Source organism: Nostoc sp. CALU 546 (assembly GCF_048836525.1).
In genome coordinates, this window is the sequence record NZ_JAWJTF010000077.1 from 12,286 (window position 1) to 36,803 (window position 24,518).

At 42.6% G+C, this 24,518-nt stretch carries 17 protein-coding genes; 9 read left to right on the plus strand and 8 right to left on the minus strand.

Features of this window, described 5'->3' with window-relative positions; translation table 11 throughout:
* The first annotated feature begins 40 nt into the window (after positions 1 to 40).
* Positions 41 to 5,089, plus strand: a complete 5,049-nt coding sequence (locus RRG12_RS29240; protein WP_420761603.1) for a hypothetical protein — start codon at positions 41 to 43, stop codon at positions 5,087 to 5,089.
* A gap of 147 nt (positions 5,090 to 5,236) precedes the next feature.
* Here RRG12_RS29240 and RRG12_RS29245 read toward each other — a convergent pair whose 3' ends face one another.
* On the minus strand, positions 5,237 to 5,584 hold the full coding sequence (locus RRG12_RS29245; protein WP_420761604.1) for a hypothetical protein: 348 nt from the start codon (positions 5,582 to 5,584) through the stop codon (positions 5,237 to 5,239).
* A 774-nt stretch (positions 5,585 to 6,358) separates the two neighbouring features.
* On the opposite strand from RRG12_RS29245, the gene RRG12_RS29250 reads away from it, so the two are divergent.
* The 8 genes from RRG12_RS29250 (at position 6,359) to RRG12_RS29285 (ending at position 14,831) form a co-directional block, all read left to right on the plus strand.
* Entirely contained in the window at positions 6,359 to 7,195 is an 837-nt protein-coding gene (locus tag RRG12_RS29250; RefSeq protein ID WP_069070945.1) for a photosystem II manganese-stabilizing polypeptide, read from the plus strand.
* A gap of 753 nt (positions 7,196 to 7,948) precedes the next feature.
* The gene (locus tag RRG12_RS29255; RefSeq protein WP_069070946.1) at positions 7,949 to 8,725 is read left to right on the plus strand and encodes an RNA polymerase sigma factor SigF; all 777 of its coding nucleotides are present in this window, start codon (positions 7,949 to 7,951) and stop codon (positions 8,723 to 8,725) included.
* A 166-nt stretch (positions 8,726 to 8,891) separates the two neighbouring features.
* Complete coding sequence (locus RRG12_RS29260) at positions 8,892 to 9,758, plus strand: hypothetical protein (RefSeq protein WP_420761605.1); 867 nt, start codon at positions 8,892 to 8,894, stop codon at positions 9,756 to 9,758.
* A 2-nt stretch (positions 9,759 to 9,760) separates the two neighbouring features.
* A complete protein-coding gene (locus RRG12_RS29265) occupies positions 9,761 to 10,012 on the plus strand; it encodes a hypothetical protein (protein ID WP_420761606.1) in 252 nt (83 codons plus the stop codon).
* Between the two features lie 401 nt (positions 10,013 to 10,413).
* Positions 10,414 to 11,697, plus strand: coding sequence for a serine hydroxymethyltransferase (glyA, locus tag RRG12_RS29270; RefSeq protein WP_420761607.1), 1,284 nt, complete (start codon positions 10,414 to 10,416; stop codon positions 11,695 to 11,697).
* 152 nt (positions 11,698 to 11,849) lie between these two features.
* Positions 11,850 to 13,100, plus strand: coding sequence for a competence/damage-inducible protein A (locus RRG12_RS29275; protein WP_420761608.1), 1,251 nt, complete (start codon positions 11,850 to 11,852; stop codon positions 13,098 to 13,100).
* Positions 13,101 to 13,208: 108 nt separating this feature from the next.
* Complete coding sequence (locus RRG12_RS29280; protein ID WP_069070951.1) at positions 13,209 to 13,820, plus strand: hypothetical protein; 612 nt, start codon at positions 13,209 to 13,211, stop codon at positions 13,818 to 13,820.
* Between the two features lie 216 nt (positions 13,821 to 14,036).
* Positions 14,037 to 14,831 carry a DUF2993 domain-containing protein gene (locus RRG12_RS29285; RefSeq protein ID WP_069070952.1) on the plus strand — a complete coding sequence of 265 codons (795 nt, stop codon included), beginning with the start codon at positions 14,037 to 14,039 and terminating at the stop codon, positions 14,829 to 14,831.
* 162 nt (positions 14,832 to 14,993) lie between these two features.
* Here RRG12_RS29285 and RRG12_RS29290 read toward each other — a convergent pair whose 3' ends face one another.
* The 7 genes from RRG12_RS29290 to RRG12_RS29320 form a co-directional block, all read right to left on the minus strand.
* A complete protein-coding gene (locus RRG12_RS29290; RefSeq protein ID WP_069070953.1) occupies positions 14,994 to 16,385 on the minus strand; it encodes a UDP-glucose dehydrogenase family protein in 1,392 nt (463 codons plus the stop codon).
* Positions 16,386 to 16,531: 146 nt separating this feature from the next.
* Positions 16,532 to 17,482, minus strand: coding sequence for a UDP-glucuronic acid decarboxylase family protein (locus tag RRG12_RS29295; RefSeq protein ID WP_069070954.1), 951 nt, complete (start codon positions 17,480 to 17,482; stop codon positions 16,532 to 16,534).
* 695 nt (positions 17,483 to 18,177) lie between these two features.
* Positions 18,178 to 20,313, minus strand: a complete 2,136-nt coding sequence (locus tag RRG12_RS29300) for a cation:proton antiporter (protein ID WP_420761614.1) — start codon at positions 20,311 to 20,313, stop codon at positions 18,178 to 18,180.
* 142 nt (positions 20,314 to 20,455) lie between these two features.
* Entirely contained in the window at positions 20,456 to 21,112 is a 657-nt protein-coding gene (locus tag RRG12_RS29305; protein WP_069070956.1) for an HAS-barrel domain-containing protein, read from the minus strand.
* Between the two features lie 86 nt (positions 21,113 to 21,198).
* Positions 21,199 to 21,396: an NAD(P)H dehydrogenase subunit NdhS gene (locus RRG12_RS29310; protein ID WP_069070957.1), complete on the minus strand. Its 198-nt coding sequence runs from the start codon at positions 21,394 to 21,396 to the stop codon at positions 21,199 to 21,201.
* A gap of 316 nt (positions 21,397 to 21,712) precedes the next feature.
* The gene (gene rodA / locus RRG12_RS29315; RefSeq protein WP_069070958.1) at positions 21,713 to 23,026 is read right to left on the minus strand and encodes a rod shape-determining protein RodA; all 1,314 of its coding nucleotides are present in this window, start codon (positions 23,024 to 23,026) and stop codon (positions 21,713 to 21,715) included.
* Positions 23,027 to 23,192: 166 nt separating this feature from the next.
* The gene (locus RRG12_RS29320; RefSeq protein WP_420761609.1) at positions 23,193 to 24,263 is read right to left on the minus strand and encodes an Mrp/NBP35 family ATP-binding protein; all 1,071 of its coding nucleotides are present in this window, start codon (positions 24,261 to 24,263) and stop codon (positions 23,193 to 23,195) included.
* Between the last annotated feature and the right edge of the window lie 255 nt (positions 24,264 to 24,518).

A 24,518-nucleotide genomic window follows, 5' to 3' on the forward strand; every position in this document is an offset into this window, starting at 1 on the left:
GCTCAATTCCCAATGCCCAATTCCCAATGCCCAATGCCCAATGCCTAATGATAAGCAGCTACGCGTCTACACCAAAGAAAATCAGCATACTTTGCAAAGACTGATTAGAGCGATCGCGCTTTCCGAAGGTCAATTTGCCCTGATTTTAGTGCGATGTAACTATGGGCAATTACGTGAGCAAATGTTAGAGAATATTCGCTCCATCACCAAAGACATCAACATCAGAGAAATCGTTCTTAATCCATCAACTACTTCTTTACACACCACAATAGTCTCAGAACTATCTTTAGATAATCCTGCCGTCCTGACAGACTCTTTACCATCTGCTGTGATGGTTTTTGGTATTGAGTCAATTATCGACCTGGAAAACTTACTTACAGGCATCAACCAAGCACGAGATATCTATGCTGCAACTTTTCCATTTCCAGTGGTGTTGTGGCTCCAAGATGAAGTCGCATCATTGCTTTCAAGATTAGCGCCTGATTTCAAAAGCTGGGCTGCAACCACAATTAAATTTGAAATGGCCAAAGCAGATTTAATTGCTTTGATCCACCAAGAGGCAGAATCTCTATTTGCCAAAGTTTTAGAAGCTGGTGCTGAAACTTTTTTATCTAATGCTTTCCTCGATTTAGATCCTAAGTCTCAACACCGCCACGAAATAGAATCAGCCCGTAATGATTTGTTGCGTCTGTATGGTGTTCAATTAACACCAGGATTAGAAGCTAGTTTAGAGTTTGTCTTGGGGCGAGATAAATATGCCAACGATCAAATTAATGGTGCTTTAGCCAATTATCAAAGAAGTCTAGCATTATGGCAGCAGGAAATAAAAAGAGTAGCAGAGTGGGAAAGTAATTCTTCTTTCTCCCTCTCATGTCCTCACCCTACTCCTACCTCGTCTTCACTCAAGCAAGCAATAGTACTATTCCACCTGGGACTTTGCTATCACCGAATGGCAGACTTATACCAAAATACTAGCAGCTATTGCGAACATGCTCTCTTGTGGTTTAAACAATGCTTGGAGCTATTGGAAGAGGTACAAAGAGAAGACTTAGTTGCTAAATTTATTTTGCCTGCTTGTGAAATGCTGCAACGTTTACAAGCCTGGGATGACTTAAAAGAATTAGCTCAAAAGTCATTACATCTACATAAAACTTATGGAACTCCTGCACAAATTGCTCAAAATTATGGCTTTTTGGCAAATGTAGCGGCTTCTGAGTCAAATTGGGTACTAGCTCATGAATTAGCAAATACAGCACTTTCTATCGCCGAAGAAGCAACAGAAGTTTATCTGCGAGACGCTTTGCGAACACGCCAACAAGAAAGTTGGTATCTTCTCTTGCTAGCACGTACACAACGGCATCTGGGTGAGTGGGAGGAGGCTATCAATAACCTAGAATGGGCGAGGGTAGTTTGTGAGCTACAACATCAGCCATCACTTTACCTAGAGATATTAGAGGAACTGCGATCGCTTTACTTTTTTGAGCGTCATGACTATACAGAAGCCTTTAAGCTGAAGCAAGAAAAAATTCAAATAGAACACCAGTATGGCTTTCGTGCCTTCATCGGCGCAAGTCAATTGCAGCCGCAACGCCCCAGAATTAACCCAGTACTGGAACCTCATAAAATACCGTTTATTCCTGAAGAGATTGCTCAAGAAATATCTGCTTCTGGACGCCAACAAGATGTCAATCGTTTAATTGAAAGAATTAGCCGCGCTGACTACAAACTCACAGTAATTTATGGGCCATCAGGTGTAGGTAAAAGTTCGATTCTCAAAGCTGGTTTAGTGCCAGCGCTTAAGGGAAAAGTTATCGGTGAACGAATTCCTATACCTATTGTTTTGTCTGTTTATACCGATTGGATGACAATCTTGATCAGCAGTATTAATCAAGCACTGGCACATACAGAAATATCGCTTAGTCTTGACTCTGCACCCACTATACTGCTAGAAAAAATTCGGTTAGCATCTGAACGCAATTATACAATAATACTCATACTAGACCAGTTTGAAGAATTTTTCTTTGTTAGTAATCCTCCCAGCCAAAGAATAGAATTTTATAAATTTTTTAGTGAATGCTTAAATATTTCTTATGTAAAAGTTATTCTCTCATTACGAGAAGATTATTTACATCATCTGTTAGAATTTGAACGCTTGAGCCAAAACAATATTACTGGATTATATGATTTAGGTGTAATTAATAAAAATATTCTCGATAAGGACATTCGCTACTATTTAGGAAAATTCTCTAGCCAGGATGCCAAAGCTATAATTCACAGTCTTACCCAACGTTCACATTATGAACTGAGTAGTGAATTAATCAACCGATTAGTGCAGGATTTAACAGGAGAACTAGACGAAGTACATCCAATTGAATTACAGATAGTCGGCGCTCAACTACAAATAGAAAACATTACCACACTTCCAGAATATAAACTTTGCGGCGGGTCAGCAAAATTGGTAGAACGCTGGCTTGGGGAAGTTATCAAAGACTGTGGTCAAGAGAATGAAGAGTTAAGTTGGAAATTATTATTTGAGTTAACTGATGAAAAGGGGACACGACCGTTAAAAAGTAAAGCTGATTTAGCGGCGGCATTAGTTAATAATCATGATCTCGATACAATATTAAACTTTGACAAAGTTGGGGAATTGATTTTAGAAATCTTGGTAGGTTCAGGGTTGGTATTGCTAATCAGAGAAGAGTTAGGCGATCGCTACCAGTTGGTTCACGATTATTTAGTTGAACCAATTCGCCAAAAGAACAACTATGGCATGGTTGCCGAATTAGAAAAAATTAAACTTGAAAAAACTAGAGCTGAAGTAGCCCAAAAACTTAGTCAAAAGCAACTCAACTTGGTATTACAACGGCGACTGCGGGAAGCACGGTTAGCAGGTGCAATCCTGGCAGTCATGGGTGGAACAATAGCAGCATTATGGTGGCAAGCCGACTTACAGAAAAGAGCAGCAGTCCGCCAAACTCTACGAGCTGAACGCAGTGAAACCAACTTGCAAATTAGTGCGATCACTGCTGCTAGTGAAGCTTTGTTCGCATCTAATAAAGAATTTGATGCCTTATTAGAAAGTTTGCGGGCTTGGAGAGGACTTAAACAGGCTGATGGAGTGCAACCAGATACCCGAATGCGGGTGGTGACAGCCCTGCAACAGGCAGTTTATGGGGTAACGGAAGTTAACCGCCTAGAAGGGCACACTGATATTGTCTGGGGAGTAACTTTCAGCCCAGACGGTCAGTTGCTAGCATCAGGTAGCCGAGATCAGACGGTGAAACTTTGGCGTCCTGACGGTACCTTACTCCAAACCCTCAAAGATCACACTGATGCTGTCACCTGTGTAAGTTTTAGCCCTGATGGTCAAACCCTAGCCTCCGCCAGCCTCGACAAAACAGTGCAAATCTGGCACAAAAACCCGGTTACAGGTGAATTTGACCCCAAACCATATAAAACTCTGAAAGGACATGGAGATTGGGTTTATAGCGTTAATTTCAGTCCTGATGGCGAATTGTTAGCTACTGGCAGTAAGGATAAAACTGTAAAACTCTGGCGTAAAGACGGTAGCTTAGTAAAAATACTGAGGGGACATCGAGGGTGGGTTAACTGGGTCAACTTCAGTCCCGATGGTCAATTCATCGCCTCGGCCAGCGACGACAAGACAGTTAAAATCTGGCGACGAGACGGTAGCCTTGTTAAAACTTTGCGGGGACATCAGCAGGGTGTGGTTGTAGCTGTTTTCAGCCCAGACGGTAAATTTTTGGCATCAACAGGTCGAGACAAAACAGTAAAACTTTGGCGGCGGGAAAGTAATAGCACTAAAAACGGTTTTGAATATCGTCCTTACAAAACTTTACGGCAGCATAGTAGTACAGTGTGGAGTTTGAGCTTTAGTTCCGATAGTAAAAAGTTAGCTTCCGTAGGTGAAGACAATACCATAAACCTCTGGAGTAGCACTGGTACCTTACTCAAAACCTTTAAAGGACACAGTGATGCAGTTGTCAGCATTGCTTTCAGTCCAAATCAAAAATTGCTAGCTTCAGGAAGTTTTGATAAAAGCGTGAAACTATGGAGTTTAGATGCTCCAACACCGTCTATTCTTCAAGGGCATCAAAAGCGAGTTTTGAGCGTTGCTTGGAGTCCCAACGGTCAGATGCTAGCTTCTGGTAGTAGCGATCGCACTGTCAAACTTTGGCAACGATACACCAGTCATGGCGAAATCAAAACCCGACTTTACAAAACTTTGGTGGGGCATACAAATAAAGTTCCTAGTGTCAGCTTTGATCCCAAAGGTGAAATTCTGGCTTCAGGAAGTTTTGACAAAAGCGTTAAACTTTGGCGGCTTGACGGTACTTTAATCATGACTCTCCACGGACATACTGATAGTGTGATGAGCGTAAATTTCAGCCCTGATGGTCAGTTTTTAGCATCAGCTAGCAAAGATAAAACTGTGAAACTTTGGAACCGTGAGGGGAAGTTGCTCAAAACCTTAGTAGGGCATCAGGGTTGGGTAAATAGCGTGAATTTTAGCCCTGATAGTCAGATTTTAGCTTCTGCCAGTGATGACCAAACTGTGAAACTTTGGCAGCGGGATGGTACTTTGTTCAAAACTTTCTCGCCCCATGACAGTTGGGTATTGGGTGTCAGCTTTAGTCCTACTGATGAGTTACTGGCTTCTGCTAGCTGGGATAACACCGTGAAACTGTGGCGACGGGATGGGACGTTGTTAAAAACCTTATTAAAAGGGTACAGCGATAGCGTTAATGCCGTGACTTTCAGTCCTAATGGTGAATTGCTTGCCGCTGCCAGTTGGGATAGTACAGTGAAACTTTGGAGCCGTGATGGCAAATTAATTAAAAGTCTCAATGGGCATCGCGCTCCGGTGCTAAGTGTTAGTTTTAGTCCAGATGGTCAAACACTAGCATCAGCTAGTGGTGACAACACGATAATTCTATGGAATTTAAACCTTGATGATTTGCTTGTTCATGGTTGTAACTGGGTGGGTGATTACCTCAAGCACAACCGCAATCTTGAGAAGCGCGATCGCTTTCTTTGTGATGGCATAACCCTTACAAACCCTTTTTAATTACGAATTACGTTAGCGCAGCGGTAGCGAGTCCGCGAGCGTCATTACGAATTAAGTTGAAGCCTCAATGGGCAACCGCTCTTGGTTTAGCGGTTGATGAGGCGATCAGAGTTTTTAATTCAGAGTTAGAAATTTATTTCGAGATAATCAGCCAAAGGAGCGATCGCTCTCCAGAACTTCATGGTTATTTTCTTCGGGAGCTTCTTGTGGCAAATTCGCTAAAAATGCTTGTAGTCTCATGCGCTCAATGTAAGGCCAGCCTCCCTCAGACTCAATATCTTTCAGCAGCGAGTAGAGTTGGCGACGGTTAACAGGCAAACTCTCTTGAAAAACCCCATCCCGGATCTCTCGGTGTAACTGTTCCAATTGGCGCAGCAAAGCTAAAAGAGCTACAGTATCGCCTTGACAACCCTGGACTGCATCATACACCACAGTTGCGATCGCTTGCACTTTACAAGACAACTCCCCTGATTCAATATTTTTGTTATCGTTCATGCCACCCTTTCCGTATAAATGAGGTCAACTCAAATTTACCGGAGATTTTTAATTTTCCCTAGTTTGTTCCCTGTCCCCTGTCCCCTCACTTGCCCTAGTCAGGGATGAATATAACTAGATTTGTATCTTTATCAAAAGTAATTGCGATCGCTCCTAAAAGAGCGTAGTAACCTTTACCATAGCCTCCACAGCAGCTAGATGTGATCAGGACGAGACTTTCTTGGATTTTGAGTACTTTGATTTTGAGTTAAAAAAAATCGTATGATCTGGCTGATTTACCCATAAAACAATGGGCTGTATGTAGTGGCGTCACATACATGATACAAAAAGACTTGGGCGACGCCGCTTTTGCTATCAGCAAGAGCAAAGTGCGAAGCAGACACCCCTCTTCGCGCTCTTTGAGGCAAACATTTATGCTCCTCTGTGTGGAGATTACTCATCCACCCGCCCAACTCTAACAAATGCCACCAACAGTAAAACTGCTGGTTTTTTGCTCCCCTAGTAACACACATCCAAAGATGGATTCAGTGTGCTACTTATTATGGGTTTTACACCCCAAGCTCAAGAGAGCGACACGTTTAGCTACGTTTAGCAGAGAAAAGTTTGAGCAGCTGACAACCTAAACTCCCGGACACTTGCTTCAACTTTCTTAATCAAAGCAAAGTCGTTTCTGAACAAAGGTAGCTTTTCGCAGAGTAGCGGCTTCTCATCAGAGATCAAAGCTTCGATGCAGTTTTACAACTTAGATATTAATTTTTGAGATTGAGGTTGACCATGAGGTATCGCGCTTTAATTGTTGCATTCTTGGCTTTGTGCCTAGGTCTAATAACTGCTTGTAGTGATGCACCTACTAGTAGTAGTGGTAGAGATGTACTTACTTACGATCAAATTCGTGGCACTGGCTTGGCTAACAAATGCCCCCAACTAGCAGAAACAAGCCGTGGTTCCATTCCCATTGATTCTAGCCAGTCTTATGCCATCAAAGAACTTTGCTTGGAGCCAACTAGCTTCTTCATCAAAGAAGAACCTGCTAATAAACGGCAAGAAGCAGAATTTGTTGCTGGCAAATTGTTGACCAGATACACTTCCACCATTGACCAGGTGCAAGGTGATCTAAAAATCAACTCAGATAATAGCTTGACATTTACGGAAACTGATGGTCTTGATTTCCAAGCCATCACTGTGCAGCTTCCTGGTGGTGAGAGAGTACCTTTCCTCTTCACCATCAAAAACTTGGTTGCTCAAAGCCAACCCAGTTTGACCAGTATTAACACTTCTACGGACTTTGAAGGTACCTTCAAAGTTCCTTCCTATCGTGGTGCTGCCTTCCTAGATCCTAAAGGTCGTGGTGTTGTCAGTGGCTACGATAATGCCGTAGCGCTCCCCGCCCAAGCAGATGATGAAGAACTTACCCGTACTAATGTCAAGCGTGCTGAAAATCTCAATGGCAAGATTTCTCTGCAAATCGCTAAAATAGACAGTTCTAGCGGTGAAATTGCTGGTACTTTCGAGAGTGAACAGCCATCTGATACAGATTTAGGTGCTGGCGAACCTAAAGAAGTTAAGATTCGCGGTCTATTTTATGGACGGGTTGAACCTACTCGTGGCTAAATCTTTGGAAGTAAAGCAAATAACTGGCACTCAGAATGACAATTCTGTAAGTATCAGATTTGATCACAAAAGTTAACCTATCTACCCTCTTTTTTCAAGAGGGTAGATAGGTTTTTTACAAAGATGGGGAAAAGTTAAAACCGAGCAAAATAGCTTTGGCAATTGGGAAAATTTTGATCCCTAAATTTTGTGGGTCACTTGATTCATCCCTTTAACCTTTTCCCTTTCATTAAAAGACTATAGACTTAAGTACAAAAAAGGGCGAGATGCCCTTTTTTTATTGGCTTGCGTAAATATACATAGTATTCTTTTAAATTATTTAGTAATTTTTAATTATTGGATAAATCTCTGTTGAATAGACACGTAATTTTACTGTAAATATAACTTTTACTATTCCAACAAAAAACCGACTACTGTTGTTTTGTTTCTATAAATTAACTTCATCATTAATTAATTCAAGTTAAGTACAATCTCGGTTTGATATTTAGTGATTAATTTTATATTTTATTCCTATGTAGTTCTCAAAAAACCTACAGATCATACCAAAGATAAATAACCAACTAAATACCGATTTCGCCCATTTAAATTTTGCTCTATTGTCAAGCAATCTATGGAATTTTGATAGAAAAGCTTTGTTATCTACCATAGTATTTGCTCGGAAATATAGCGCGATATTGTCTTTGATGTCGTGCGATCGCAGCTTAATTTAAAAGCGAATAATTGATTCTTTATTTGCTCAATAAACCCGGTGCTATGCCTACCACAGTCACCACTGAACTCAAACACGAAATTTGGCAGTTGTTGCGAGAATATCAGCAATCTCCGTCAGAAAATATCCGTAATCAACTGGTAAAACTCAATTTTGGACTTGTGAGAAAAGAAGCTCACTATTGGACAAATCAATGTCATGAAACCTATGATGATTTGCTCCAGGTTGGATGTTTGGGTTTAATCAGAGCTATTGAAAGATTTGAACTTTCCAAGGGACATGCCTTCAGTTCCTACGCTCTTCCTTATATTCGGGGTGAAATTCAACACTATCTCCGAGATAAAGGTGTCACCGTCCGAATTCCTCGGAGATGGTTAGCACTCCAACAGCAAGCAATAGGAGTATCACGTTCTTGGCGTGAAAAACATAATCGTCAACCAACTGACTCAGAATTAGCAGCAGCACTAGAAATTTCTCCAAACGAATGGCAAGAAATTAAATTAGCATGGGTCAATCGCGCTCCCTTAAGTCTTGATGTGCCAATCCAAGATGGAGAAGAAGGCTCTACCTGCTTGGGAGAATTGGTTCCAGATCCTAACTATCGCAGCTTTCAACTGGCACAAGAAGACCAACTTCGCTTACAACAAGCATTGGTTCAGCTAGAAAAACGCACCCGCGATGTGTTGGAATGTGTGTTTTTGCAAGATTTAACCCAAAAACAAGTTGCAGAACATCTGGGTATCAGTGTAGTTACGGTTTCTCGTAGAGTCAAGAAAGGCCTGGATTTGATGAAAGAGCTTATGGGTGTGGCTGAGGACTAACTGCAAACAAACACCAACCCGCAGTTATGCTGGGTAGGCAGTGCTAAAAATAACCCTTGAAATGTAAAAAATTAGGTTATAAAGGGAACATACTTTGCCTTTAATACACATTTCAGGCATTTTGATTTCCATTTTTCAATTTTCCAATGGCTTTTGAGAACAGCTCATGGGCAGAACTTCAAAAATTACAATTGCAGCTATTTTAACTTTGGCGATCGCTGGATGTGCTTCTGAAGATACACAACAAGCAGTCAATCCTGTACCAATTCCCAAAATAGCCACAAAGTCGCCACCAGCGGCTCAATCCTTTAAGAATCCAGTGATACCTGCCAAACAGGTTTCACAAGTTAGTCTTACATCTGCTAACTTGATTCAATCCACTAATGCTACACAACGGGCACGAGAACTTGTGGTATCAAAAGATCGAAGTGACCCCTTTACACAACTTTTCGGGCAGATGGTTCCCGGAATGCCTCAAATATCTGGAAGGCCTGTCCCTGTGGTGCCTAAGCTACCTACTGCATCACTAGCAGTACGAAAACTTCCAACACGAAAACTTCCAACAGGCAGCATAGCTTTAAATCCAAAGAAAAATAACGTTTCTTCTGTAGCAAAAAAAGTCAATCCTACCTTGACTTCAGTCTTACCCAAGGTTTTACCTCAAGTTGTCCCCAACCCAACTTTAGCCTCTGTATTGCCACCACCAGCACAACCTGAATTAGCAAGGGCAGTGGTTGTGAGTGGTGTAGTTCTAATTAGTAAGGAACCACAGGCAATTATCAAAGTACCCGATGAGCCGACAAGTCGCTATGTACAAGCGGGACAGCGATTGGCAAATGGCGTACTGATTAAACGTATTGAAATGAATCAGGGCTACAACCCCATCGTGATTTTGGAACAATTTGGTATTGAAGTTGCCAAAATGGTAGGGGAAGGGGCTGTCACCTCAACGCCGTCAGCTGCATCTGCTACCGGCAATCCTATTTCAGTGACAACACCTCTCCAAAATTCTCTTAATGTGGGAGCTTCATAAAGATGGAGAGTCAGGAAAAAATTGAATTCGCTGATTTGCCTTTAGCTGTTTATAGAGAAATAGCAGCGCATTTACATCAAGTCGAAGGGGTGGAAGTGGATTTAATTCCCCAGTCATCCGAGCAGTTTGATTACAATCAAAGTCAAATTGCTGGTTTGAGCCTCTCATGGACAGCAAACTCTGGTTCAGAAAGTCGGCAACGAGCTAACCAGATTTTGGCTTACTATCAAAATCGCTATATGAATCCTACTTGATTTTTTGATTTGTGAGAATTGCAACCCGCAGAACCGCGACTTCTTTAAGAAGTCGCGGTTCTTGTTGTTCACGAATGATTAAGTAGGGCAATATTGTCTGAAGTTCGTTTTCATCCCCGAAAGGCAACTAAACGCCTTTCTCTCTTTTTCGATAAAGAATACTGTCTAATGACCTCACAATACGCAGTAAGGTGAGGATTTCAAAAACCAAGGTTATGATTATTAATGCATTAATCGAGCTTGGGTCTAATAATAAATAAGTTGGCACAAATAAACCTCAGAGTACGGAGACGATTAATCGCCTCTGTACAGCAGTCAAAAACTATTGCTCTTGACTGTTATTTAGGTGCTGTATCCAACCCAAATCAGCCGTTGTACAAATTTCCATAAGGATAATTGAAGTGACTAGGACTAATTCAGACTTTCTTTCCTCCAGTGATCCAGCGATCGCAGGGTTAATCAACGACGAACTACAGCGTCAGCGAGATCACTTGGAGTTGATTGCTAGTGAAAACTTTACCTCCGCCGCTGTACTGGCGGCTCAAGGGTCGGTACTGACAAATAAATATGCCGAAGGTTTACCTGGTAAACGCTACTATGGCGGTTGTGAGTTTATCGACAAAATCGAGCAAGTAGCGATCGACCGTGCTAAACAGATATTTGGTGCCGCTCATGCGAATGTGCAACCCCATTCTGGCGCACAAGCGAATTTTGCAGTGTTCCTGTCGCTGTTGCAACCAGGAGACAAAATTATGGGGATGGATTTGTCTCATGGGGGACATCTTACTCACGGTTCCCCTGTAAATTTCTCAGGTAAGTGGTTTCAAGTTAGCCACTACGGTGTCAGTCAACAAACAGAACAACTTGACTATGACCAAATTCGAGAGCTGGCGCTAAGGGAGCGTCCTAAGCTGCTGATTTGTGGTTATTCAGCTTATCCTCGTGTAATTGATTTTGAAAAGTTCCGTAGTATTGCTAATGAAATCGGCGCTTACTTACTCGCCGATATTGCCCACATTGCTGGTTTAGTTGCTAGTGGTCTTCATCCCGATCCCATTCCTCATTGTCATGTAGTAACAACAACTACACATAAGACTCTACGCGGCCCTAGAGGTGGTTTAATCTTGACTGGTGACGCAGAACTAGGTAAAAAGCTAGATAAATCTGTTTTTCCTGGTAGCCAAGGCGGGCCATTGGAACACGTCATTGCTGGTAAAGCAGTGGCTTTTGGAGAAGCTCTCAAGCCTGAGTTTAAAACCTATTCTGCCCAAGTGATTGAAAATGCTCGTGCTTTGGCCGAACAACTACAAAACCGGGGCTTAAAGTTGGTGTCTAATGGCACTGATAACCATTTAATATTAGTAGATTTACGCTCTGTCAATCTAACTGGTAAACAGGCGGATCAGCTAGTTAGTAGCGTGAATATTACTGCTAACAAAAATACTATTCCCTTTGATCCACAATCGCCATTTGTTACCAGTGGTCTGAGGTTAGGTTCTCCAGCCATGACCACGCGGGGCTTAGGAGTAGGAGAATTTACAGAGATTGCAAATATTATTAGCGATCGCCTACTTTCTCCAGATTCCGACGTAGTAACCCAAGATTGTCGGCAAAGGGTAGCAGCATTGTGCGATCGCTTCCCCTTATATCCTCACCTGGAAATTCCTGTACCAGCACTAGCATAATTGGGCATGGGGCAATTCAATTTTAGATTTTGGATTGACGATTTTAGATTGAAATTTAATCCAAAATCCAAAATCTAAAATCTAAAATCTAAAATTCTTAATCCCTGCCCCCACTCCCTATTCCCTATTCCCCATTCCCTATTCCCAATCCAATGAGCGCAGAAATTATTTGTGTTGGTACTGAACTGCTGTTAGGAGATATCCTCAACGGCAATGCTCAATTTTTGGCGCAACAATTAGCGCAGCTAGGTATCCCCCATTACTATCAAACAGTGGTTGGGGATAACCCAGAACGGTTGAAAGAAGTTATCAAAATTGCTATTTCCAGAGCGCAAATTCTCATTTTCACTGGTGGACTGGGCCCGACACCAGATGATCTCACCTGCGAAACCATCGCCGATTTTTTTAAAGTCCCCTTGGTAGAACGCTCTGATATCATCGAAGACATAACCCAGAAATTCGCCCAACGTGGTCGGGTTATGTCACCAAGTAACCGTAAACAAGCTTTGATTCCCCAAGGTGCAGAAATTCTCCCCAACCCCACTGGGACAGCACCCGGTATCATTTGGCAACCTCGTCCTGAAATCACAATTTTTACTTTTCCCGGTGTTCCCAGTGAAATGTACCCGATGTGGGAAGAAACAGCCGTCCCATTTCTCAAAAGTCAAGGTTGGGGTAAAGAAATTATTTACAGCCGGAGTTTAAAGTTTTGGGGTATTGGTGAATCGGCTTTGGCGGAAAAGGTTGCTTCCTATTTGAAGTTGCCAAATCCTACAGTAGCCCCTTATGCAGGTAAGGGGGAAGTAAGATTGCGAGTTTCTGCTAAAGCAACTTCAGAAGCAGCCGCAGAAGAACTAATTGCGCCCATTGAGAAACAACTTAAAGAAATCGCCGGACTGGATTTTTACGGTGTTAATAATGATACTCTTGCTTCCGTGGTCGGTCAGTTGTTGCGGGCATCAAAAGAAACGCTGTCGGTAGCAGAATCTTGCACCGGTGGCGTTTTAGGACAAATGTTAACTGAGATTTCTGGGAGTTCTGATTACTTTTGGGGTGGAGTAATTTCTTATGACAATTCGGTGAAGGTTAAGTTGCTGGGGGTTAACCAGGAAGATTTAGATAAATTTGGGGCGGTAAGTGCGATCGTTGCAGAGCAAATGGCAATTGGGGTAAAAACCAGACTTTCAACCACTTGGGGACTAAGTATTACTGGTATTGCTGGCCCAACTGGAGGGACGGATACTAAGCCAGTGGGTTTAGTTTACGTTGGTTTAGCTGGGCCAGACGATGAAGTGGCAAGTTTTGAGTATCAGTTTGGCACAGTGCGAGGACGCCCTCTAATTCGTCATGTCAGTGCTAATGCAGCGTTGGATAATTTACGGCGAAAGTTGTTGACGAGGTAGGAGGCCTATTATGTTTGTCATACAAGTTGTATGACAATCGAACCTATTGAAAATCTGATGTTATTTTAAAAAGCTCAATTACGAATTACGAATTACGAATTATCAAGTATGAGCAAAACTCCCATCCTTCAACCAAATCACTCATACACTTTCAGAAACTATTTTGAGATGTCATTCGAGCCAGAAGACATCCTGGCTGAATTTGGCTATTCTTTAAAACGTTCCTCTCTCAATCACCAAAAGTCCACCATTGAATTAGATAGACTCGCAAATCTCAAATCTAGGATTGAGGAGAGCTTGCCATATATTAGTTTGACTAGTGAGGCAGCCCGCAGAGAGTTACTAATTGCACCAATTTTATTGGATATTGTTCATTACACCCGTGCCCAACTTAGAATTGAATATCCTCTTATAGTTACAGAACAATTAAAAGGTTCCCTTGACTATTATCTTCATACAGACCATAAGCTCTTGGTTGTGGAAGCTAAAAATGCTGATTTGGCAAGGGGCTTTACCCAGCTTGCTGTAGAACTGATTGCTATTGATGCGTGGACTGATTCTCAAGAGGCAAATTTACAAGGGGCTGTTTCTACAGGGGATATTTGGCAATTTGGTCTACTGAATCGAGAAAGTAAACAAATAATTCAAGACCTGAATTTATATCGTGTTCCTGCTGACATAGACGACTTGCTTCGGATTTTGGTGGCGATACTGAGCTAATACTGGCATATTTGATGGGCACTAGCCACAGAAGACTAATTGAGGTTATTCTTTCTTAATTTATTATTTTAATACATAGTAATATTTAATACACTGCATCATCAACCATCAGCCATCCAACTCCTACCCATCAGCACAATTAATCACGGGATCGCTTGCTGTATTCTTCACAGTTTGTTACAAAAGTACAAAGAACTTCTAGAGACTAAGAACCAAATGTTCGGCGGACTTACTGGTTTACAAGATCCTAAAGGCACTGATTGGGGAGAGCGGATGCTCAATACGGTCGCCAGCCAAACGATTCGCCACCTGTTTACCCAAAGCGAGTCAGTAGAAGTCTTTGTGCGCTGCTACCCCTCCAGCAAACTGTTGCAAGGCAGCATTGATAGCTTCAAAATGAGCGGTCGTGGCTTGGTGATTCGGAAAGATTTCGCGGTAGAGGAGATGTCTTTTGAAACCGATGCGGTGGCTATTGACTTCGGCTCGGTTTTAAGTGGCAAACTTAGTCTTAAGCAACCCACTCAAGCGATCGCTCAAGTCATATTATCAGAAGCAGGCATCAACCAAGCCTTTAATGCGGAACTAGTGAAAAAGCGCCTGCTTAACCTCTCCGTACCATCCCTAACGGCATTATCTGGCGGTGAACCAGTCTCTTTTACGGATGTCCAGGTACAGCTATTGCCAGAGAATCGCTTACAGCTTGTAGCAAAAGCAGATTTAAATAATGGCCAACTCGTACCCCTGAGCATGATTTTAACTGTAGGCATTGAAAGGCGGCGGCGAGTTTCTTTCAAAGATCCAAAAATCCAACTTGACCAAGTGCCAGAAGCACAACGAGAAATCTCGCAAACCTTGAGCGTAGCGCTGGTAGAAATTTTAGATAATATGGTTGATCTTGATCGTTTTGACCTCGATGGAGTGAAAATGCGGCTCAACCGATTAGAAACTGAAGGTCAAAAACTTATTTTCAGTGGGTATGCTGAAATTGAACGTATTCCAAGTAGCTCTTGATACAAGATTAAACGCAAAAAGCCAAATTAAAGTGAAGCTTTAAACAAATTAAATACCGCCTAGATGATTCTAAGCGGTAGTTTAAATATTTAGGTTTTGAAAGGAGTTAGAAGTTAGTAATTAATTTTTATTTATCACTCCTAACTCCTAACTCCTAGCTCTCTATCTTCCCACGCCTACATATTGGAATCCAGCCCGGATCATTGCTTCGGGGTCGAGGAAGTTACGACCATCGATGATAACTGGGTGAGCCATCAATTTTGCCATCTTCACATAATCGAGAGTGCTGAACTGCTGCCATTCGGTGACAAGTACCAAAGCATCGCAGCCGTCAGCAAGTCTTTCGGCATCGGTTTCTACTAACACCCCAGAAAGCCCATGACGCATACCTGTTTGGGAAATAATGGGGTCGTAGGCTTTGACCTTGGCTCCCAGTCGGTTTAGCTGCTCAATTAGAATGAGTGCTGGGGCGTCGCGCAAGTCGTCGGTATCTGGCTTAAAGGTCAGTCCGAGTAGTCCGACTGTTTTGCCTTTGAGAATTTTCAGAACTTGTTGGAGTTTTTCCAAAGCAATCAACCGTTGGCGCTCGTTGACACTGACAGCAGCTTTCATTAGCTGGGCTTCATAGCCATAATCATCAGCAGTGTGAATTAGAGCGGAGACATCTTTGGGGAAACAAGAACCACCCCAACCAATACCAGCTTGTAAAAACTTGTTACCAATGCGGGAGTCTAGACCGATACCCTTGGCTACTTGGGTGACATCAGCACCGACGCGATCGCAAATATTAGCAACTTCGTTAATAAAACTAATCTTAGTGGCTAAGAAGGCATTAGCGGCGTATTTGATCATCTCCGCCGAACTCAGGTCTGTTGCCAGAATTGGTACTGGGGGTAAAGATTGATCGTCAGCGTACTTCCGTTCCACAATTGGGGCATACAGTTGTTGCATTAAAGCTACTGCTCTTTGGCTATTGCCTCCTAGTACAATGCGATCGGGGTTGAAGGTATCGTGAACTGCCGAACCTTCGCGCAAAAACTCTGGATTGCTCACCACATCAAACTCGGCTACAAACTCAGGTAATTTATCATCACTCGACACCCCACCTGCGGGTACCAATGTTTTCTGCCGTTCAGCAACACCATCTAGAACAAGCATCCGCACCCAGTCGCCTGAGCCAATGGGTACGGTAGATTTATTCACTATGACCTTATAACCACCGTTGAGATTTTCGCCAATCCCACGAGCGACAGCTTCAACATAACGAGTATCACTTTCACCAGTGGGTAAAGGTGGTGTTCCCACAGCAATAAACAGAATTTCTCCGTGGGAAACTCCAGCAGCAAGATCACTAGTAAAATGAATTTTCTCTGCTTGAATGGCAGACTGCATAATTTCTGAGAGTCCCGGCTCAAAAATTGGGGACTGCCCAGACTTCATTAACTTAACTTTTTCTTCGTTGTTGTCTACGCAAATTACATCATGCCCAATATGGGCCAAGCAAGCACCTGTAACTAAACCAACGTAACCAGTACCAATCACGCAAACACGCATTTTTTAACTCCTCACTTTTCTTAGGGTTAGTCTTCAAAAAGAATTCTGAATATGACACTTAGCTACTAATGAAACTCAGCCATCAAGCATACTAGCTACCGATGGGTGAGCCTGCATGAAAATTTTAGAGCGACGCTAGATGCCACTCAGGTGGTTGAATTATTGATATCGCTTTGAATGCGATCGCGAAAATCTTCTATTGTCAGTTTTAACCCCTCTTGCAGAGGAATGGTAGGTTCCCAATTTAACCAAGTTTTTGCCTTTGTGATATCAGGTTGGCGACGTCGGGGATCATCCGAAGGTAGTGCCTCGAATTTAATCTGGGCCTCCGGGTTGATCATATTTTGCACCGTTTGTGCCAATTGTAAAATCGTGTATTCACCAGGGTTGCCCAAGTTGACTGGCCCAATGTAGTCGCTATTCATTAGGCGGATGAATCCTTCTACTAAATCCGAAACATAGCAGAAACTACGAGTTTGCGAACCATCACCATAGACGGTTAAAGGATTACCCCGCAAGGCTTGAACTATAAAGTTGCTCACCACTCGACCATCGTTTTCTAACATTCTCGGCCCGTAAGTGTTGAATATCCGAACAACTCGAATATCAACTTTATTTTGCCTGTAGTAATCAAATGCTAGAGTTTCAGCAATTCTTTTACCTTCGTCGTAGCATGAACGTATCCCAATGGGATTGACGCTACCTCGATACTCTTCAGTTTGGGGATGAACTTCTGGATCACCATATACTTCACTAGTTGAAGCTAAGAAAAACCTAGCTTTTACACGTTTAGCCAGCCCCAACATATTCAGTGTTCCCATCACGTTAGTTTTGACGGTTTTAACTGGGTTGTACTGGTAATGTACTGGTGAAGCTGGACAAGCTAAATGATAAATTTGATCTACTTCTAACCGAATTGGTTCGGTAATATCGTGGCGAATGAGTTCAAAGTACGGATGACCTAACCATTTCAGAATGTTGCGTTTGTGGCCAGTGTAAAAATTATCCAAGCATATTAATTCATGCCCAGCAGTCATTAGTCGGTCGATGAGATGGGAACCAATAAACCCAGCACCGCCCGTCACCAAAATTCTCATAGTTTCCCAGTTACTTACAAATATTTTCAGTAGCTATTGCACTTACTTTTAGATTACCCAGCTTGGGTACAAAAATACAGAACAAAAAAAAGAACAAGGCTTCATCAAAAAGTGTTGTTGAACTTACCTATTTTTTTACGGTTGCAGTTTTGTTATATTTTTACCTTTTTGCTTCAGAATTTAATTAGCAAAATAACAAACTTAGTCTAAAGATTATTAATCTTCCACCTAAAGTTCATCAAATCTTCAACAAAATAAAGTGTTTTTACCATGATCAGTGCTGAATACTGAGTAATAAATGAACCAATTAATACTCAGTAATTATGTACGTGGGTATTAGCCCCGCTCTTTGTGGGTGGAATCTTTATTATCTCTAAGCCGAGCCACTAAGAACTCAGTATTTTTCACGGTTACAACTATTGTGAGTGGGATGCAAAGTACCAGGAAGTAATTTGAAACTCGTTTAATTTCAAGGTCTTACCATTACTATAGTTAACCTGTATCGCGTTTGCTAATATTCCGCCCTACACTTGATTGCAAAGACTGACACCATTCCACAAAACTTCTGCTACAAATGTACGCGTTTGTAGGGACGTACATTTGTACATTCCTACAGCCAATCCATTTGTTGCAAAGATTTTCGTCAATGGTATCACAGCTCAAGTCTAGTTAGATGGACTGAGCTATGGCTGATATTATACAGCAGATGTAATGTTAGTAACCGCATTAGAGGTAATTACATTAGTTTGAGTGCGTTGCGGTTCTCCAAGCATGACAATAGAGCAAGTGAGTTGGCTGGCTAACTGGGTAGTGACATCGCTAATGGTTAACCCTCCAGGACTGGTACGATTACGTATAAAAGGTAAAACGACTAAATCATATAATCGTGCTGCCTGCAAAATTGCTTGGGCAACATTTTCATGAGCGATGATTTGAATTTCTGGGGCATTGGTCAAAGCCAATTTAGATACTAGTAGTGAGAGATGCGATCGCCTCCAAGCAATTTTACTAGAACTAGTGCGGCGATCGCACACATTCAGCACAGTAATGTGGCTCTGATTTGCTTCTGCCAGCATTTGGGCAAATTGTACAGGCTGTAATGTGGGTGCTGTTAAGTTCTCTATTGGTACTAAGATGCGCTGAATTTTTTTCGGTGATTCTACTAGACGTGTCACCGCTACTGGACAATGGGAAGCCCAAAGCACACCATCAATTACATTCCCAAATAAACGCGCTCGTAACCCAGTGCGTTTACCCCAACCCATAACAATTAAATTAGCTTTTTGTTCACGAGCGGCTCTGCTAATGCCCTGAGCAAAGGCATCATCAATCCGCAGCACTGGTTCCGTCGGTACGCCCAATACTCGACTTTGTGCAGTGGCTTTGGTTAATAACCGCTCACTCCGTTGTAGAGAGGCTTCTAACTGCGGTGCATCCATGTGAGCAGCAGCATTAGCGATCGCCAATGGTATAATTTTGCCCTGAGACTGACGTGCTAATAACGCCGCCATTTCAATCAAATACTGCTGGGTATGAGGATTATATACAGGCACAACTATAGTAAAAGCACTATCTATCTCTGGTGCTTTCTGGTCAGGTAGAGGTGGTGGTGGATCTTCCGCTGCTGAGGAATTCAAGCCAACAGCTATTCGACTGGTAATCAAAGGGCCCAAGGTTGATGTGACAACCATTAAGACAATAATGCTGTGTAATACTTCTAGTGGCAGCAACCCAGCCCGATATCCCACTAACGTTGCTGCTAATGTTGTAGCAACCTGGGGAAGTGATAACGACCACATCGTTAGCATTTCTTGCCAGTTATAGCGGTAAACCAGTTTCGTTAATAAAGCTGCAATCAATTTACTGACAATCAAACCAACGATCATCAACAGTGTTAACTTCAGCGTGTCTAAGTTATTTACAAAAACGGGTAGATTAATCAGTAAACCAAGGTCAACAAAGAAAATGGGAATGAACAGCACACTGCCAATGAATACCACCTTTTCTTTGACTGGCCCTTCACCCACAGCTTCATTCACCGCCAAACCCGCTAAAAAAGCACCAACAATTTTTTCTACCCCAATCAATTGAGCGCCTACAGCTGCGAGAAATACAGAAAGCAACACAAACAAAAATTTGTTTCCTTCGTCGTCTCCAGACCGCTTGAAAAATTCTTTACCTGCCCAATCAAAGCCTGTAACAACGGCAACAGAGTAAATAGTTAACCGACCAGACAAAGTAAGTAGTTCTGCAAAGCTGAATGCTTCATCATCAGCCATAGCTACACAAACGGCTAATATTAGCACTGCACCAATATCTGTAAAAATCTTAGCTCCAGTGGTGACAGTAACAGCTTCGTTGTTTACCACTCCCAAACGACTGATTATGGGATATGCCAAAAGGGTATAGGAAGCAAATAAAGAGCCAATTAAGATTGAAGTATTCCAGCCATAGCCTAAAATTAGACCTACTAGGGTTCCCATTACCAGGGGTACACTGAAAGTCAAGCTAGCAAATCCAAAAGCGCGACTTTTCTGGCGGCGAAACTGTTCTAGATCAACTTCTAGCCCTGCGACAAACAGTAAATAAATTAACCCAATATCTGATAGTAGGTTAATCATCGGTGAGTCAGACTGGAATAAATTCCAACCTGAAGGCCCAAGTACTAGCCCTGAGAAAACCAAACCCACTAATCCTGGTAATCTTAGTCGCTCAAACATTATGGGTATAACTAAGATGACCACCAGCAAAATAGCAAAGGGAACAATTGGTTCCTTGCCAAGAACTTGGGAAGTTGGTTCCAGAACAAGAACTTGTGATATGGGTTCCATCATGTAGGAATTGAAGGGGCTATGGTAAAACTGCGATTACCTTGGGGGCGATCGCCTGATTGATATAAACAAAGAAGCCACCTGACTAAAAATCAAAAACCTTAACTTACACTAACCAGGCAATTGTCTCAGAACTAACTACCTACGGGTGGATTTGACTCAAAATGAACCGCAAGCGATCGTAGTCGTCTTTAAGTAGCACACTCAAGTTGCGTCCAGCTTTAATTAGCCATTCTCGGTCAGCTTTGCGTAACTGGTATACATCTCGAATGGCAGCTGCGGTCAAAGACTCTATTGGCGCACCATTGATACAAAGGAGTGTCCGTAAAAAATCTAGTTCTTCAGTAAATTTAATGATAGCTTCTGGTTCACACCGATAAACAGCCTGATGGATTTGTGGGGGACGGGGTGGTAGATACTGATATACTCTTTGGTTATAACTTTGATTTTGCGAAGATAGTTCAAAGCCCACGATCGCAGCCCGAAATTCCGTTCTCAGCATGGCAAATATTTGGGGTTGTTCCTCCCGTAAGTCTTGCAAGGACAGCCCCAATGCTCTCGCCCGATGTACGGAATCTATGGGCATAGTTGTGGCATAATACACTACAGCATAAATTTGATTACCAGATTCTTCATCTACAGAGCAGACCCAACTACCAAAGGGTGGCATGGAGGGAAAGCTCAAGTCTTCTGGTTCCAAACACTGAGCTAAGAATTCAGTACTAGTAGTTTCAATCACCTCCGCAATGTGGTTGGGATGGCGATCGCCAGTGGCAAACTGTGGTAGGGGGAGGCGCATAGTAATTTAGTCATTAGTCATTGGTCATTAGTCATTAGTTTTTGTCAAATGACAAATGACAACGGACAAATGACTAATGACTAATTTTATTTGGCTTTTTTACGTCCGGCTGTGGTCTCTACGAGTTCCAATTCGCTCAGGCGGAAGGTAACTAATTTATCCCAGTTACCACCTTCAAATAATACGGCTACTTTGCCATCAGTTAGTCGTTGTACGAGTCCTTCGTAACGATAATAGGTATCTGCGGGATTGTTGACGCGAACAGTTGCTCCAGGCAGAATCATGTTTTTAGCCTCGTTTGTTTCCTTTTAATAGCTTAATACTTGTTAATAGTCATTTGTCATTGGTCATTGGTCATTTGTCATTGGTCATTAGCGAATAGCACTAAGTTAAAATACAGCCCTTGCCCTGACTTACAGGGAAAGCATTCTGGGAGGGCTGCCGCCTTTAGTGGCTTGAACCGGAATACATTCCCAGTATTGAGGCTGGGAACAAGATTACACAAGGCTTTAAGCTTTTCTTAGTGCCATTCGGCCATTAGCAAAAGACATAGACGCGCCAGCGGCTTCCCGCAGGGTAGGACAAATGACTAATGACGAATCAATAATACTTCTGCCTTTGTCGAAAATTTGCTACCGATTCTACTATTCCCAAGGAAATGAAGTTAGTCAGCATCGCAGAACGCCCATAACTCATCCAAGGTAGGGGAATTCCTGCCACAGGCGCTAAACCAACAGTCATGCCAATATTCACAATCAGCTGAAATACGATCATGGACAAAACGCCAATAGCCAACAAGGAGCCAAAGTTATCTTTGGCGGTTTGAGCAACATGCAGTAGACGGAAGCAAATTAAGCAGAAGACAAACAGTACTACCAAACAACCAACAAAACCGAATTCTTCCCCCACTGCGGAGAAAATAAAGTCTGTATGTTGTTCCGGTACGAAATTCAGTTGTGTCATTGGCCCCTTGAACAGACCCCATCCCCAAATTTCACCGGCACCAATAGCAATGCGAGATTGGATTAAATGATATCCAGCACCGAGTGGATCGTGATCGGGATTCATGAATACAGTTAGCCGATCTTTTTGATACTCTTTCAAAATATGCTTCCAGGCAAAGACTCCTAATTCGCCACCCAGTATATTTAGAGTCCATGCACCGATAGCACCGGCAGCAAATCGACGCCAGGGAAGAGTTTGCCAGCCGACAATAGCCATTGCAATTGACCAAACTATCCCTAATGGGCCAAAAGATAGTTCTTTAAATAAAACTATCGGTTCTGCTAATGGCCAAGACGTACTAAATAAAATAGCGGCAACAACAGGAGAAATCATCAGAATTAACCAGCCTGGATTAGCATTTGCCCAGTAAAGCATTCCTAAGACGATCGCACAAAAAACCATTGATGTTGCTAAATCTGGCTGTAAGAATATCAATCCCCAAGGTACAGCGGTGATTGCCAGAACGCGGAAAACACCTTCAAGGGTAGAAGCAGTGCGCCTGTGTAACAAAGCAGCTAAGGTAATGATCATGCCGACTTTGGCAAATTCTGAGGGTTGGACATTGAAACCAGCAATAGGAATCCACCGCTGTGCCCCTTTGGCGCTACTACCAGCAATCATCACGATGATTAAGCTGAAGTTAGTTATTGCATAAGTTACCCAGTGCCACTGCATCAAAAGTTCGTAACGGATACGAGATAAAAACAGGGCTATAAGCACGCCGATACCCGCTACCATCCAATGCCACCACCAGTCAGTTACTGGCTGCTTAAGTTCCGTACTGAGGATCATCAGGCCGCCAAAGATACTGACAGCAACTGGCAAACAAAAAAGTAGCCAATCTAGATGCTGCCAGGGCTTAACCCAAGACTTCCAGCGAATTTTGGGGAGCGATCGTTTTAACAACATTGTGCCAGTTTAGACTTTAGCTTTAATTGTTGGGGATTGGGCATTGGGGATTGGGAATTGGGCAATAATTAATAGTTATTCCCCCCTACTTCCCCACTCCCTAATACCCAATCCCTAGTATTCCCAAGCAATAGCCCAGGAAGTAGATAGAAATTAAAATTTATAATTATGTCAGGGCAGCAACTGATACTTGACCAGCAATGGTAAGAGCGATCGCTGTTAATGCTTTTGCTGAAGCTGAATCTGGATCACCAACGACTATTGGCACGCCGCTGTCACCACCTACTCGTGTAGATATCTCTAGCGGTACGCAACCCAACAGTGGCACTCCCAATTCCGCAGCTGTTTTGGAGCCACCACCGGAACCAAAGATGTCATATTGCTTATCTGGTTGATCGGGGGGGATAAAATAGCTCATATTTTCCACGATCCCCAATACCGGAACATTCATTTGCTGGAACATCCGCAATCCCTTGCGAGAATCTAACAGAGCTACGTTTTGCGGTGTGGTGACAATTACTGCCCCTGCCATCGGTACTGCTTGGGTTAAAGTTAACTGAGCATCTCCGGTTCCTGGTGGCATATCTACAATCAAATAATCCAGTTCTCCCCATTGCACTTGATAGAGAAACTGGCGAATTACACCATTGAGCATAGGCCCCCGCCAAATTACTGGTTGATCTCGGTCAATCAAAAAGCCCATCGAAACTAATTTGACGCCGTGATTAAAAGCAGGTTCCAGGATCTCACCTGTTTCAGTGGAACGCACAACAATTTGGGCATCAGCCAGACCCAGCATGGTGGGGTCATTGGGGCCGTAAATATCAGCATCTAGCAAACCGACTTTCGCCCCAGTTTGAGCTAGAGCCACTGCGACATTCACCGCCACAGTACTTTTACCAACGCCACCTTTGCCGCTGGAAACAGCAATGATATTTTTCACCCCGGAAATGCCAGTGCGGTCGGGCAAACTTTTTTGCTGCGGTGTTTCTGCCGTAACTTCTATACTGACATCTGTAACGCCTGGGAGTTTTTTGACAGCTTTCTGACAGTCTTCAACAATAAATTCACGTAAAGGACAGGCAGGAGTGGTTAATACTAAAGTGAAACTAACCTTACCACCGTCAATTTTTACGTTGCGAATCATATTCAGTTCTACCAGACTTTTGCGGAGTTCTGGGTCTTCCACTGGTCGCAAAACTTCTAATACAGAGCGGGAATCGAGAACATCGTACATAAAAATTCAAAATTCAAAATGAATAAACACTCTTGTGGAGAACATCTTAGTTATTAACTGGATGCTTTCTTAAGTAAGGTCAGCTTAGTGTTATCACTGTTGCTGCCGTAATAAAACTTAGCAATGGCATTATTACCTAATAGAATCTTAACTTTCTTTGGGCATTGGGAATTGATAAGAGGCAGAGGGGCAGCACTAGCCATTGGTGTCAACTTAAGCTAGAAATAGCTTCGCTGCGGGCTTCATAACCCGCCA

What these genes read in the sequence shown, in the direction of transcription:
- RRG12_RS29240 (WP_420761603.1), top strand. Translation starts at nt 41, where the DNA reads ATGCCTAATGATAAGCAGCTACGCGTCTACACCAAAGAAAATCAGCAT.
- RRG12_RS29245 (WP_420761604.1), bottom strand. Translation starts at nt 5,584, where the DNA reads ATGAACGATAACAAAAATATTGAATCAGGGGAGTTGTCTTGTAAAGTG.
- RRG12_RS29250 (WP_069070945.1), top strand. Translation starts at nt 6,359, where the DNA reads ATGAGGTATCGCGCTTTAATTGTTGCATTCTTGGCTTTGTGCCTAGGT.
- RRG12_RS29255 (WP_069070946.1), top strand. Translation starts at nt 7,949, where the DNA reads ATGCCTACCACAGTCACCACTGAACTCAAACACGAAATTTGGCAGTTG.
- RRG12_RS29260 (WP_420761605.1), top strand. Translation starts at nt 8,892, where the DNA reads ATGGGCAGAACTTCAAAAATTACAATTGCAGCTATTTTAACTTTGGCG.
- RRG12_RS29265 (WP_420761606.1), top strand. Translation starts at nt 9,761, where the DNA reads ATGGAGAGTCAGGAAAAAATTGAATTCGCTGATTTGCCTTTAGCTGTT.
- RRG12_RS29275 (WP_420761608.1), top strand. Translation starts at nt 11,850, where the DNA reads ATGAGCGCAGAAATTATTTGTGTTGGTACTGAACTGCTGTTAGGAGAT.
- RRG12_RS29280 (WP_069070951.1), top strand. Translation starts at nt 13,209, where the DNA reads ATGAGCAAAACTCCCATCCTTCAACCAAATCACTCATACACTTTCAGA.
- RRG12_RS29285 (WP_069070952.1), top strand. Translation starts at nt 14,037, where the DNA reads ATGTTCGGCGGACTTACTGGTTTACAAGATCCTAAAGGCACTGATTGG.
- RRG12_RS29290 (WP_069070953.1), bottom strand. Translation starts at nt 16,385, where the DNA reads ATGCGTGTTTGCGTGATTGGTACTGGTTACGTTGGTTTAGTTACAGGT.
- RRG12_RS29295 (WP_069070954.1), bottom strand. Translation starts at nt 17,482, where the DNA reads ATGAGAATTTTGGTGACGGGCGGTGCTGGGTTTATTGGTTCCCATCTC.
- RRG12_RS29300 (WP_420761614.1), bottom strand. Translation starts at nt 20,313, where the DNA reads ATGGAACCCATATCACAAGTTCTTGTTCTGGAACCAACTTCCCAAGTT.
- RRG12_RS29305 (WP_069070956.1), bottom strand. Translation starts at nt 21,112, where the DNA reads ATGCGCCTCCCCCTACCACAGTTTGCCACTGGCGATCGCCATCCCAAC.
- RRG12_RS29310 (WP_069070957.1), bottom strand. Translation starts at nt 21,396, where the DNA reads ATGATTCTGCCTGGAGCAACTGTTCGCGTCAACAATCCCGCAGATACC.
- rodA (WP_069070958.1), bottom strand. Translation starts at nt 23,026, where the DNA reads ATGTTGTTAAAACGATCGCTCCCCAAAATTCGCTGGAAGTCTTGGGTT.
- RRG12_RS29320 (WP_420761609.1), bottom strand. Translation starts at nt 24,263, where the DNA reads ATGTACGATGTTCTCGATTCCCGCTCTGTATTAGAAGTTTTGCGACCA.